5 protein-coding genes, 1 tRNA gene, 1 other RNA gene and 3 pseudogenes are annotated in these 12,923 nt (G+C 69.4%); 5 read left to right on the top strand and 5 right to left on the bottom strand.

The features are described from left to right. Positions 1 to 183: 183 nt before the first annotated feature. A pseudogene (locus tag FKN01_RS06460) lies at positions 184 to 1,539 on the bottom strand (hypothetical protein). A gap of 253 nt (positions 1,540 to 1,792) precedes the next feature. After that, positions 1,793 to 3,277, bottom strand: a pseudogene (locus tag FKN01_RS06455) (DnaB-like helicase N-terminal domain-containing protein). 321 nt (positions 3,278 to 3,598) lie between these two features. Between FKN01_RS06455 and FKN01_RS06450 the strand changes: the two are divergent. The 3 genes and pseudogenes from FKN01_RS06450 to FKN01_RS06440 all read left to right on the top strand — a co-directional run. Beyond that, entirely contained in the window at positions 3,599 to 4,093 is a 495-nt protein-coding gene (locus FKN01_RS06450; RefSeq protein WP_136206614.1) for a helix-turn-helix transcriptional regulator, read from the top strand. 162 nt (positions 4,094 to 4,255) lie between these two features. Beyond that, entirely contained in the window at positions 4,256 to 4,552 is a 297-nt protein-coding gene (locus tag FKN01_RS06445; protein WP_136206613.1) for a helix-turn-helix domain-containing protein, read from the top strand. Continuing rightward, positions 4,549 to 5,783 (top strand): annotated as a pseudogene (locus tag FKN01_RS06440) (tyrosine-type recombinase/integrase); the annotation flags it as partial. The gene FKN01_RS06445 and the pseudogene FKN01_RS06440, both read left to right, overlap by 4 nt. A gap of 810 nt (positions 5,784 to 6,593) precedes the next feature. Here the strand turns inward: FKN01_RS06440 and FKN01_RS06435 are convergent. The 3 genes from FKN01_RS06435 to FKN01_RS06425 all read right to left on the bottom strand — a co-directional run bounded on the left by FKN01_RS06435 (position 6,594) and on the right by FKN01_RS06425 (position 10,405). Then, positions 6,594 to 7,946 (bottom strand): hypothetical protein, encoded by a 1,353-nt coding sequence (locus tag FKN01_RS06435; RefSeq protein WP_143617317.1) that lies wholly within the window; start codon positions 7,944 to 7,946, stop codon positions 6,594 to 6,596. After that, positions 7,943 to 9,943, bottom strand: a complete 2,001-nt coding sequence (locus FKN01_RS06430) for an N-6 DNA methylase (protein WP_221939357.1) — start codon at positions 9,941 to 9,943, stop codon at positions 7,943 to 7,945. Before FKN01_RS06430 ends, FKN01_RS06435 begins: the two co-directional genes overlap by 4 nt. Before the next feature lie 374 nt (positions 9,944 to 10,317). Then, a tRNA-Ser gene (locus FKN01_RS06425) sits at positions 10,318 to 10,405 on the bottom strand. Between the two features lie 109 nt (positions 10,406 to 10,514). Between FKN01_RS06425 and ffs the strand changes: the two genes are divergently transcribed. After that, an RNA gene (gene ffs, locus FKN01_RS06420) (signal recognition particle sRNA small type) lies at positions 10,515 to 10,611 on the top strand. Between the two features lie 63 nt (positions 10,612 to 10,674). Next, the gene (locus FKN01_RS06415; RefSeq protein ID WP_143617315.1) at positions 10,675 to 12,858 is read left to right on the top strand and encodes a DNA polymerase III subunit gamma and tau; all 2,184 of its coding nucleotides are present in this window, start codon (positions 10,675 to 10,677) and stop codon (positions 12,856 to 12,858) included. Positions 12,859 to 12,923: the final 65 nt, after the last annotated feature.

The following is a 12,923-nucleotide window of genomic DNA, read 5'->3' as shown; positions in this document are numbered from 1 at the left end:
TGGCGCAGGGCCGGTCCCGCCACCCCTGGGGCGGGAATTCCGGGAGCATTGCTCCCGGGACAACTTGCTCCGCCTTCTGCTGGGGTGGTCGGCTGCTGTTGGCATGCGGCGGGTTCGTGATGGGGGTCGCGCACGGGATCTCCGTCTCAGGTCACCGCTGGGGTGAGTCGTTGCGGTCTTGGGTCAGGAATCTGCGTGTGCGGCCCCGATCCGAGACTTGAACTCGCGGACAACACGGCCTACGACGTTGCTGGAGACGCTGTAGCCGGCGTCGCGCACGGCGTCCTCCACACGGTCGCGTCCGACGCTGCCGGTCTCCTCGTAGACGCGGCGGGCGGACGCGAGGATGACTTCGTCGGAAGCGCTGGGCTTGCGCACGGACCGCTTTGGCTTCGGCGTGTGGGGCTTGGCCGATGGGGTGAGTGAGGTGCTGCCCGTAGGAGGCGGAGTGTCGTCTTGCGGGTGCGACACCTGGCGCGAGTGGGCGGCCGTTTTCGGGTTGGAGTGGTCGGTGGGATTGCGGCTGGCGCCCGGGTCGGGCGTCCCGCCGATCGGATCTGACGGGTGCGGGCGGGCGTGGTCTTCTGCCGGCCCGTCGCGGTCTGCCCGATCGTGGTCGGTCGCTTGCCCGTCGGCTTCTGCCCGGGAGGATCCGGGCTGCCCGACGGGCAGGCTCCAGCGCTCGGGCAGATCGACGGTGGCCAGCGCGGCTGCTTGACGGCGGGTGGCGAGCTGCCGCAGCAACTGCTCGTTCCGGAACGGGTCGGCATCGATGCCGGAGCGGGCGAGCGCCTTGGCAAGCCGACGTATGGTGCGGCGGCCTGCCCGTTCGGTCCGCTGTCCGGGAGTCATCTCGGCGAGGCGAGTAGCCAGGGCGACGGCCCGCTGCGTGGCCCGATCGCGGATGATCTCAGCTGCGCCCTGGTCCCGCTCGAAGACCCCCAGTCGGGCGAGCAGCCGCTCGCGGGCCTGCCGAGTGAGTACAGCTCCGAGCCCACGGGAGGCGGCTTCGGGAGTGCGCTGGCGGAGTTCGATGCCCATAGCCAGGTGCCACAGCACGGCCGCCATCACCGGGCCGGCGAAGGCGCGTACGGTGCCGCCGACCGGGCCGGACTCGGCCTAGGCGGGAATGGTCTGCATGGCGGTGATCACCCAGACCAGGACTCCGGGCAGGCCGGCTGTCTGCCGTGGACCGTGCAGGTTCTGCCGGGCCATCAGTGCCATCGAGAACAGGGCGAGTTCTGCGGCGGAGAACATCGTGGTGCGCTCGGCGGTATTGCGCATGTCGAGGTAGTGGGCGGCGAACCGCCAGCTGGTGTCCGCGCTGTAGGCGGTGCACACGAGCGCCGCCACGGTGGCGGTGACGACGGCAGCCGAGGGGCGCCGCTTCCGATCATGGGGGAGGCGTTGGCTGCGTCGGGCCCTCAGGCCCGCGAGCAGTGAGCCGGCGGCAATCGCCAGGACGGCTGCGGGCAGGAGCGGGCTGTCGGCGTACGGGAAGGAGGCGGTGGCGAGTGTTTCGGGTATGACGGGCGGCATGCGCGGATCTGCTCCGGGGGAAGGGCGGGGAGACGACCACGGCGTTCACGGAGGGGGCGTACACGCGGGCCCCCTTCTAAAGGGGGGCCCGCGCGTGATCGCTTAGGCACGTGCACGGCGTGTACGGGCGCGTGATCGCTCTACCTGCGGTTTTTCGGTGACCGTGTGCCCTGTGAGCGGTTCACGGGGGTGCACGGGCGTGGAGGCCGCGTGCACGGTCCCGTGAACGCTTCGAGGGGGTTTGGCGAGGAGGTCAGCCGACGGCGGTGAGGTGGCGGGCGGAGGCGTAGTAGCGGGCCTGCTGGCCGCCTCCGGCCCCTCCGGCGATGCCGTCGGTCTTGGTGGCCAGGCCGCTGTCGACGAGGCGGCCGAGGTGGCGTCGGGCCTTCTCGATGTCGGCACGGTCGGGGTCGCCTCCGCCGATGAGGACGGTGGCCAGATCGCGTGCGGTCAGCCCGTTGGGGGCGTTGCGTAGCAGGACGGCGGGGTCCTTGGTGGGGTCGACGATGGTGGTGCCGCGCACATGGTCGTGCGTGACGTCCAGGGGGCCGACCTCACCGGTGGGGGTCTTGAGGTGGTGCAGGGTGACCGCGGGATCTCCTGCCCGTCCGCTCACGAACAGGACACTGCCCGCGCCGGCGGTGATCCAGGTCGGCGGACGGTCATCCCATGACCGAATCCGCTACACTGCCCGCGCCGGCGGTGATCCAGGTGGAGCCGTAGACCTGGTCCAGGCTGGGGCGTTGCCCACGTGGAGCGTCCGCGGTTGCCTTGCGCTGGTGGTGCAGCTCCAGGATCTCAACGCCGTTGCGCAGGGTGCGCATGCGTGCGTTGTGGAAGGCGACCGCGAGACTGTCGTCGACCATCGTGCTGACCGCGTCCTTGAGGCTGTCGATCACGATCGTGTCGGCCTGGTGGGCGGCGGCGAGATCGGCGAGGAGGTCGGGCTCCTTGTCGAGGGTCGCGGGCAGCGGGCCCTGCCAGACCACGAGCCGCTCGCGCAGGATCTTCTCGTCGGTCGAGAAAACGCGGCGGGCCATGGCCTTGGCGATCTGCTTGGGGCGGTCCATCGCCAGGTAGAGCACGCGCCGGCTTGGGGCGACGGGCATCTCCAGGACTGTCTCCTGGTCTTCTCACGCGTACCCCACAAGGGCTCGGCGTCCGCCCCGCTCTCTTTGACGAATGACCACCCGTCGGTGGCGAAGCGGGACAACCGTCCTTGTCCCGAGGCGAGCGCACGCTCCCGCTCTGCGCGCACTTCCGCTTCGACTTCGCTGCGGATCGCCTCGGGATCGGCGCCGGGTTCCCGGGCCCGCTGGAGGGTTCGTACCGCCGAGGTCACCAGGCGGCGAAGGTCGGCTTTCGAGCGGACGATCTCCGCGTGGTACTCGGCGCTGCTAGTGCCGTAGGGAGCGTTGGCGAGCTGAGACAGGTAGGTGTGGCCACCCACGCGCTGTAGGTCCCCTTGCTGCTGGAGCAGCTCGGTGAGGACGATCGGGTCGGTGGGTTTGTCCTCGCGATGCTGAGTGAGGAGCGCGCGCCAGATGGTCTCGTGCGCAGGCCGGTAGAAGGCGTCGTCGCCGAGGATGGGCCTGACCGCGGCGATGACGCCGGGTTCGTGCATGCAGGCGCCGAGGACTGCGCACTCGGCATCCAGGTTGAACGGATGCTCCGTCGGGGTGGAGCCTTCGTCGAAGCGGGATGGCGTCTGGGATGGCAGGGTCGTACCCTGGTTCACGGAGCTCCTCACCCGGCAGGCCATATGGGGCGGCAACCCCGGCCTCCGGTTTCGATCGTTCAGGGATGGATGGTTGTGCGGTGGAGCCTCTACTTCGGCCCCGGTGTTCGTAGCACCGGGGCCGCTTGCGTGTGCGGTTCCGTCCGTCGCTGTACGGCGGAGTACGACCATAGCCGAGATTTTCGGCAACGCAATGCCTTGCATTTCAATTCGCAACGATGTTTAGTTGTGGACGCTGGATCGATTGGACCTGTCGACGTGTGAAGGGAGGCGCGAGTGAGCGGTGAGGAAGGCGCGGAGCGCGCCGGCCCCGGCCGACCGGTGCCGGAAGATCACGTCGCCGCACGCGTCAAGCTGGAACGCGAGGTCCGCGGTTGGAGCACGGTGAAGCTCGCCGAGGAGATGGCCGCCGTCGGTCATCCGATCAACCAGTCCGCGATCTGGCGCATCGAGAGCGGCAAGCCCCGTCGCAGGGTGAACCTCGACGAGGCGCTCGGCTTCTGCAAGGTTTTCGACCTCACCATGCAGGACCTGACCGGCCCGCCGGGGGAGCTGGCCACGCCCCGCATTCGGCAGCTGGCCCATGAGTACGTCCAGATGACGCGGGAGTACCACCAGCTTCGAGCGGCGATCGACCGGAACCAGATGCACCTGGGCGAGATCCAGAGGGAACTCGATGCCTACGGGGACAAGGGACCCGAGCGGAGAGGGCAGGTCGACGAGCTCCTCCGGCTCGAAGAGCGAGCGTTGATGAGAAGCATGCACCCGTCCCGGGCCCACCTGCGAAACCAGGGGCAGCGACCCGTCGGCGAATAGCCGGCCACTGTCTCTTCCACGGCGCTACGAACGCTGAGAACACCACACGTGGCGACCTCCGTCGCCGACGATCAACCATCCATCCCTGTACGACGCCACCGGCCAGGCCGGCGGGAGTTGCCGCTCCCGCGACGCCGCGAGGCCGGCGGGAGGAGTATCCCCATGCCGCAGCCCACGCTGCCCATTTCCCAGATAGCCCAGCTCCTGGACGTCCCCGAAGACGCCCTGCGCATCCTGATGGCCGAGCGGCGACCCGTCGGCGACACAACCTTGGTCGCCCTGACCGTCTCCGAGGCCGCCCGTCGAATCGGCATCGGCCGCACCAAGCTCTACGAATACGTCTCCTCCGGCGAGATCGCCTCCGTCAAGATCGGGAGCTTGCGCCGCATCCCAGCGGAGGCGGTGAACGACTTCATGGCCCGCCGACTGTCGGCGACGGACTTCGGGGCCGCCGCGTGACTCGCACCTCCGCACCGAAGCCTCGCCAGCCCAACGGCGCTTCCTCCATCTACCTCGGCAAGGACGGCCGCTGGCACGGCCGCGTCACCGTCGGCGTCAAGGACGACGGCACCCCGGACCGGCGCCACGTCAGCCGCAAGACCCGCCCCGAGGTCACCAAGGTCGTCCGCGAACTGGAGCGCCAGCGCGACAAGGGCGCCGTCCGCAAGGCCGGCCAGTCCTGGACCGTGAAGACCTGGCTCACCCATTGGGTCGAGAACATCGCCGCCGCGCACGTCTCGGAGAACACCATCGACGGCTACCGCGTCGCGGTGAACCACCACCTCATCCCCGGCCTGGGCGCCCACCGCCTGGAGAAGCTCGACCCCGAGCACCTGGAGCGCTTCTACAAGAAGATGCAGGAAAACGGCAGCGCCGCCGGCACCGCCCACCAGGCTCACCGCACGATCCGCACGGCGCTGAACGAGGCCGTGCGCCGCAAGCACCTCACCGCGAACCCGGCCTCCATCGCCAAGACCCCCAAGGTCGAAGAGGAGGAAGTCGAGCCGTACACGGTCGAAGAGGTCCAGCACCTGCTCGCCGAGGCCGCCAAGCACCGCAACACCGCCCGCTGGGTCATCGCGCTCGCCCTCGGCCTGCGGCAGGGCGAGGTCCTCGGCATGCAGTGGGACGACGTCGACTTCGAACTCGGCGTCATCCGCGTACGGCGCGGCCGGCTGCGGCCCCGCTACAAGCACGGCTGCGGAGACCGCTGCGGACGCAGGCCCGGCTTCTGCCCTCAGAAGATCAACACGCGGCGCGAGACCAAGAACGCGAAGTCCCGCGCCGGCCAGCGGCCTATCGTTGCGTAGCCGAAGAGCTGCTCCAGCTCATGCGCCGGCACAAGGAGGACCAGGCCCGCGAGCGAACCGTGGCCCGTGACCTCTGGTCGGAGAAGGGGTACGTCTTCACCTCGCCGACCGGCGAGCCTCTGAACCCGAACACGGACTATCACAAGTGGAAGGAGCTACTGAAAGCCGCAGGCGTCCGAGACGCCCGCCTCCACGACGCCCGCCACACCGCGGCGACGGTCCTGCTCATCCTCGGTGTCTCCGACGCGGTCGTCGACGCCATCATGGGCTGGGAGCCCGGCAAGTCCGCCCGGATGCGTCGCCGCTACCAGCACCTGACCAGCCGCGTCCTCAAGGACACCGCCGCCAAGGTCGGCGGCCTCCTGTGGGGTACGGACGAGACCGCGGGAAGCGCTGCGCCGCCGGAGCCCAGCCAGAGTCCCGTCCCCGCCGAGCTGGTGGTCCACGTCGCCCGCCTCGGCGAGCGGCGCGTGCCCTTCCTCCACCGCGAGCACGCCGACGAGGTCGTCGCACGGTGGAGCGAGGACTGGCCCGACCACACCTCCCAGGTCGAGGAATGGGACCGCTGGCTCTGGGAACACCAGGGCCCCGACGGCGCGAGCGCCATCCGGGACCGTGTACCGGAGCGGGCCGTGATCTTCCACGCCCGAGCTCTGTTCCTCCCGGGCGGGGAACGCGCGGCGACCGGTGCCCCAAGGCAGTGGTCGTTGCCGGCCTGGGACTTCGAGACCGACCGCTACACCAACCGCGTCTCGGCCTGGCGCACGGCCCGCCGCCCCGGCTCAGGCCAGGAGGTCGAGGCCCAGGTACGAGGCACGGACAAGGCCGCCGTAGAGGCTGCCTTCTCGGAAGCGTGTGCACAGGCTGTGGACCGTGCCCGGAACCCGGGGCGGTACGGCGACACTGACGAGTGGTAGGGCTTCCTCGTCCTTAATGACTGGCCTCGTCGGGACGAGGCCAGTCATTCGAGGCCCTGCGGGAGCAAGGGGGGCAACGGACGGAGCGCCCGAATCGACATCCCGATCTTGATGACCGACGAGTTCGGTTTTCAGAGCCGAGACCAAGGTGCCGACCGGCCGCACTGCGGTCGGGACCTTGGTCTCGGCTGGTGAGCTGTGGCGAGGAGCGAGATCAAGGACGCTCGACTGGTTGAGGAAGCGCCCCTTACGCGTGGAACAGATGCTCGCGAGTCAGATTCCGAGGCCCTGAAGAGTGGCTTCCACGAGCTTAACCGCCTCGGCGCTCTTCTTTGTGGATGCTGACAGGTCGTCCCATGCGGCCTGGGCCGCCTTCGCGTCGACCGCGTCGAGCGGTGGGATCAGGATTCTCTCGAGGTCGGGCTCATAGAGTGCGTCGACGACTGACCCGCAGGCTAGCGCCGCGATCTGCTGTTGGACGATGTCCGAGGCCATCGAGGCCCAGATCCAGCCGGTGTGACCGCTGTCCTTCGGGATCGCGCGGCCGACGTGGCCGGAGGCGAACCAGCCAGCGCGCTCCTCCAGCACCACGGAGGGGTATCCGAGGGATTCTTCGGCCCGACCGTCGGCCTGGAAGGTGATCCACCCCTTCTCGAGGCCGTACCCGGAGCCCTTGTTGACCGATCGAGCCGAGATGTTCTTCGCGCCGACGACGTCGAGTTGCAGGATCTGGCGGCCCGAGAGGAACGGCGTCCCCTCTTCGGGGCCGACGTAGTAGAGCTTCGGTCGCCCTCCCGGCTTGAGGATGTCGGCTGCTTGGCCGAGCTCAACCCCACCCTCGGCCGCGAGGCGGTCGCGGAGGTCGCCGATGTGCTGGGCGTGGTACGCCGCGTCGAGCCGGACCCCGAGGTTGCTGGCCTTCACCGTCCAGCCTTCCCGGAACGGCTTGGCCGGCTCGCTGGGGTACTTCTTGTTGACGCCCTCGACGACAGCGCGCAGCGCAATGCGGGCGGCTCCACGGATTTCGACCGCCTCGCGCATCAGGCCAGCGACCTTGTCCCGGATCGAGTCGATGAACGGGATCCGGACGTTGGAGACCTGGTCGGTGGTGATGTGGTCGATGACCGAGCCGTTGAGGTCGCCCCGGAGCAACGCCTGGCCGGTCGGGGACTGGAGCACAGCCAGCGTGTAGTAGCGATCTACCTCATCGGCGATGGTCACCCGGATCATGTCGTGCGACAGGGCGAATCGGGCGAGGTAGTCGTCGGCGATGGTGAGGGGCCCTAGGTTCCGGCCGGAGCACGTCTGGAGCAAATCGCCGGCCTGGATCCGGTAATCATCCAGATCCTGCGTGCGGGTGAGCGACAGCCGGTCGGCCTCGGGTGGGAGAAACTCGAACACGTCATACGGGCGCAGGTAAGACACGTACTCCTCACCCGGCGCAGCGTAGGCCCGCTTGAACCGAGACGGGGCCCGCACGTCGGCGTAGTCGCCGACCGCACGCAGGTTCACCTCGGACGCGTTCTGCAGCACGACCTTGATGCGCACGGCGGGCGCGGCGAAGTAGCGGGCGTCGAGCCGGTTCCCTTCGAGGAGGGCGGAGGAGCGGACGGGAGCGAGCTTCATCGCTGTTCCCCCAGCCACTTCCGGTACGCCTCAGCGACCTCGGGCAGCTCGTCGTCGACTTGGCGGTCGGTCACCTCGACCTCACGGAGAACTTCGTTTCCGGTCTCCTGGTCGATCTCGGCGATGGTCTCGATCCGCTTGACCAGCGCGTCCGAGCCGTCCGCGGTTCGCCGCCATATGACGCTGCCGCGCTTGTCATGACCGACCTTCTCCGCGACGGCCATGAACACCGGGTAGTCGAGGCCCCCGGCCTCCGCCGCGGCCTCCTCCTCGGCCGACAGACGGCGCATGAGCACCATCGAGGTCTGTGTGTCGTTGCCCGGCTGGAACAGGTCACGGTGCATGTCGACCACGGCCAGGATCTGGGCCTTCTTCAGAAGCCAGTTGCGGACGTAGGCCGTGCTCGGGTTGTTGAGGATGCCGTTCGGAATGACCATCGCCATCCGGCCGGTTCCCGGGACGAGCAGCTGCAGGGCGCGCTCGATGAACAGAATCTCCGGCGGCTGGGACTTCTGCAGGACCCGGTTGCCATGCTTGTCGAGTCGGATCGACCAGGTGCCGTCGTCATCCTGATCCCACACTGCCGCGAGGTCGTACTGGGAGAGGATGCCCTCGTCGTCGATTGGGATCTTTGCCCCGAACGGCGGGTTGGACACGATGACGTCGATCGAGCCCAGGGGCACGGCCTCGCGTAGGCCCCTAGACCACTTGTGGGGGTTCTCCAGGCTGTTGGCCTGGAACAGGCCGCCGGAGCCGTCGTTGTTCATGACCATGTTCATCTTCGCGGCACGGACGAGCGCGGGGTTCAGGTCGATGCCGAGGACACACTGGCGGAAGTACTCATCCCTGCGGCGGTAGAGCTCGTCGCGCTCGAAGTCGGTGCCCTGCGCGGGGTCGTCCCAGTGCTCGCGCTCCGTGCGCTCGATGTACTCGAGTGCGTGGTTCATCCCGGTGATCAGGAAGCCGCCCGTGCCGCAGGACGGGTCGAGGATCCGCTCCCCTGGCTGGGGGTCGAGCATGGTGACTGCCATGCGGCAGGCGTTGCGCGGCGTAAAGAACTCCCCTCGGTCGCCGCGCAAATTCGACCCAACGATCTCCTCGTATGCGACGCCCTTGACGTCGACGGGCGACCGCAGCAGGGAATAGCCTTGCAGCTCGGTGACCACGTACGCCACGACCTCGGGCTTGAGGTCAATGTCGGCGTCCTTGGCTTCGAAGATCATCGGGTACTTCTTGACCACCCGCTGCTCGAAGAGCCCCTGGATGCGCTTCTTCGCCGCAGATGCGACCGTCGAGCTCCCACGCTCGGAGGGCGTCGCGAAGAAGTTCAGCTTCGGTGCCCGCTCGTCCTCGATCTTGGTAAAGATCAGCTTGAGGAGCTCCCAGAACGCTTCGGTCTTCTGCTTGCCCTCGTGCGCCGCGATGTAGTTGTGGCAGCGCCGGAACGCAAAGAGCAGGTTGTCGGCCGTGGCGACCTTCAGGTCCTTGCGGCTGGGCCGCTGGGCGTCGGCCTCGGTCTGGCCGAGCCCGGGGACGTCGATAATCTCCTCGAACGTCCAGCTGCCCTTGCCGTCGCTGCGCTTGGCGAAGCAGAACCGATCAGTGCCGTTCGTCCACATCCCGTACTGGGCGTTGAGGCAGGAAGCCATGTATGACTGGAGCTGACCGATGCCCTCGGTGCGGTGGGTCGGCTTGACGTCGGCCTTCTTGGTCTCGATCAGTATGTACGCGTTCGCCTGGGTATGGTCAGCGCCCTTGCCGAAGACCACGATGTCGACTCGTTTGCGTGCCGATCCGACCTTTATGGGGAACTCTGGGGCGCAGTCGGCTGGGGCGTACTTGTATTGCCGGACGAGGGCCTTCTCGATGTTCTGCCGGACGTACTCCTCGGGCGTGTCGTTAACGAACTTCCCGGTCAGGAAGTCGGCAACCTTGCCGTCCGGGACGGACCCGACCGGGGTCACTGACGGGGTGGGCATGGGCGTCGCGACGGACACGTGGTTTCCTTCTCAGAGTCGTCGGCTGTAAGCCCACATCTTGCCGCACGGAGAAGGTCATGCGCACGAGGATCTCCCCGTCGCAGACGAGAAGTCGTACGCCTTCGCCTCGGAGACCGGCGAGCCGCCCAACCCGAGCACCGACTACCGCCACCGGAAGCGACTCGTGTGCAAGGCCGGTATTCGCGACGGTCGCCACGCCGCCTGACTGTCCTGCTCCTGCCCGGTGTGCCGGAGCGGATCGTGATGGCGATCACGGGCTGGTCCTCGAGCTCAATGGCCCAGAACACTAACTGAGACCAGAACTGAGACCACACAACGACGAAGGTCCCGGCCGCTGGGCGGTCGGGACCTTCGTTTCGGCTGGTCAGCCGTGGCGGAGGATACGAGATTCGAACTCGTGAGGGGTTGCCCCCAACACGCTTTCCAAGCGTGCGCCCTAGGCCACTAGGCGAATCCTCCGCCGCAAACAATACAAGACGTTGAGGAGTGCTCGCGAACCCGTTCCCGGTGAGGGGTCGGGGCGGGGCCCTAGGTGGACTTGCGGGGGTGGGGATCGGTTAAGGTGGGCGTCAGCCCCTCACGTGGCGCTATCTGACTGAACTCCCCCAGGGCCGGAAGGCAGCAAGGGTAGGTTGGCTCTGGCGGGTGCGTGGGGGGCCCTTGCGTTCGCGGGTGGTGCGGGTCACGGCCGGGGCCGGTTGTCAGTGCGCCCCGATAACCTCGTAGGTGTGTCGTCCCTTGCGCTGTACCGCCGCTACCGCCCCGAGTCGTTCGCCGAGGTCATCGGTCAGGAGCATGTCACTGACCCGCTCCAGCAGGCCCTGCGGAACAACCGGGTCAATCACGCGTACCTGTTCAGCGGCCCGCGAGGCTGCGGCAAGACGACGAGTGCGCGCATTCTGGCCCGCTGTCTGAACTGCGAGCAGGGGCCCACGCCCACGCCTTGCGGGGAGTGCCAGTCCTGCCGTGACCTGGCGCGCAACGGGCCGGGATCCATCGATGTCATCGAGATCGACGCGGCTTCGCACGGTGGTGTGGACGACGCCCGTGATCTCCGGGAGAAGGCGTTCTTCGGGCCCGCTTCCAGTCGTTACAAGATCTACATCATCGACGAGGCGCACATGGTGACGTCGGCGGGGTTCAACGCCCTGCTGAAGGTGGTGGAGGAGCCGCCGGAGCACCTGAAGTTCATCTTCGCGACCACGGAGCCCGAGAAGGTCATCGGGACCATTCGGTCGCGCACGCATCACTATCCGTTCCGCCTCGTGCCTCCGGGGACCCTGCGCGACTATCTCGCCGAGGTCTGCGGCCGGGAGAACAGCCACGTGGACGACGGCGTCCTGCCGCTCGTCGTGCGCGCCGGGGCCGGGTCCGTGCGTGACTCGATGTCCGTCATGGACCAGCTGCTCGCCGGTGCGGGCGACGATGGTGTGACGTACGCCATGGCGACGGCTCTGCTCGGTTATACGGACGGCTCGCTGCTCGACTCGATCGTGGACGCCTTCGCGGCGGGCGACGGGGCCGCGGCCTTCGAGGTCGTGGACCGGGTCATCGAGGGCGGCAACGACCCGCGCCGGTTCGTCGCCGACCTGCTGGAGCGGCTGCGCGACCTGGTGATCCTGGCCGCCGTGCCCGACGCCGGCGAGAAGGGGCTGATCGACGCGCCCGCCGACGTCGTGGAGCGGATGCAGGCCCAGGCGTCCGTGTTCGGGGCCGCCGAGCTGAGCCGCGCCGCCGACCTGGTCAACGAAGGGCTTACGGAGATGCGTGGCGCCACCTCGCCGCGCCTCCAGGTCGAGCTCATCTGCGCCCGGGTCCTGCTGCCCGCCGCGTTCGACGACGAGCGCTCGATGCAGGCCCGGCTGGACCGGCTGGAGCGGGGCGCCTCCTTCGCCAGCACCGGCCCCGGCCCCGCCATGGGGTACGTGCCGGGCCCCGAGGCCCTCGCCCACGCACCGGTCCCGCCCGCCCCCCCGCCGGACGCCGGGCCCGCCGCCGCCCGCGCCGCCGCCCGGGGGGACGCGCAGCCCCCCGCCCCCCTCGCGCCCCAGCCCCCCGCCCCCTTCGCGCCCCAGACCCCGCCCCCCGCCCCCGTGCAGCCCCCGCCGCCCGCGGAGGCGCCCGCCGCCGGGCAGCGGCCCGGGGCCTGGCCCACCGCCGCGTCCGCCCCGGACCAGGGGCGCCGGCCCGGTGGCTGGCCCACCACCGCCGCGCCCGGCCGGGCCTCCGCCCCGGCCCCGGCTCCGCAGGGCGCCCCCGCCGCGCCCCCCGGCCCTGCGGCGTCCGAGCCCGCCCCGGGCATGGCGCAGGGCGCCGGCCAGGTGCGCAACATGTGGCCCGACATCCTGGAGGCGGTGAAGAACCGCCGACGTTTCACGTGGATCCTTCTCAGCCAGAACGCCCAGGTGACCGGGTTCGACGGCAGCACCCTGCAGATCGGCTTCCTCAACGCCGGTGCGCGGGACAACTTCACGAGCAGCGGCAGCGAGGACGTGCTGCGGCAGGCGCTGGCCGAGCAGTTCAACGCCCAGTGGAAGATCGAGGCGATCGTCGACCCGTCGGGCGGCGCCGGACAGCCCTCGCAGCCCCCGTCGGGCGGTGGCCAGCGTCCGTACAGCCCGCCGCCCGTCGCGCAGCGCCCCGCCGCGCCCGCGCCGCAGCCGTACGAGCGGCCGGCCGCCCCGGCGCCCGCCCCGGCCCCCGCGCCGCAGCAGCCCGCCCCCGGCCCCGGCCCCTCGGCCGGGCCGCCGCCCGCCCCCTACGCGGCCCCCGAAGCGCCGAAGCCGGTCGCCCCCGAGGACGACATCCCGGAGGCCGACGACCCCGACCTGGTCGACTCCGCGCTCTCCGGGCACGAGCTGATCGTGCGCGAGCTGGGTGCCACGGTGGTCGAGGAGTACACCAACGAGTAGCCGGGCCGGTGCCGGACGCCGCCCCCTGTCCACGGACCGGCGGCCGTCAAGGGCGCCGCGCCCCG

The organism is Streptomyces sp. 130, assembly GCF_007096885.1.
GTDB lineage: Bacteria > Actinomycetota > Actinomycetes > Streptomycetales > Streptomycetaceae > Streptomyces.
This window is presented reverse-complemented; position numbering and strand designations above follow the sequence as displayed.

What these genes read in the sequence shown, in the direction of transcription:
- FKN01_RS06435 (WP_143617317.1), bottom strand. Translation starts at nt 7,946, where the DNA reads ATGAAGCTCGCTCCCGTCCGCTCCTCCGCCCTCCTCGAAGGGAACCGG.
- FKN01_RS06445 (WP_136206613.1), top strand. Translation starts at nt 4,256, where the DNA reads ATGCCGCAGCCCACGCTGCCCATTTCCCAGATAGCCCAGCTCCTGGAC.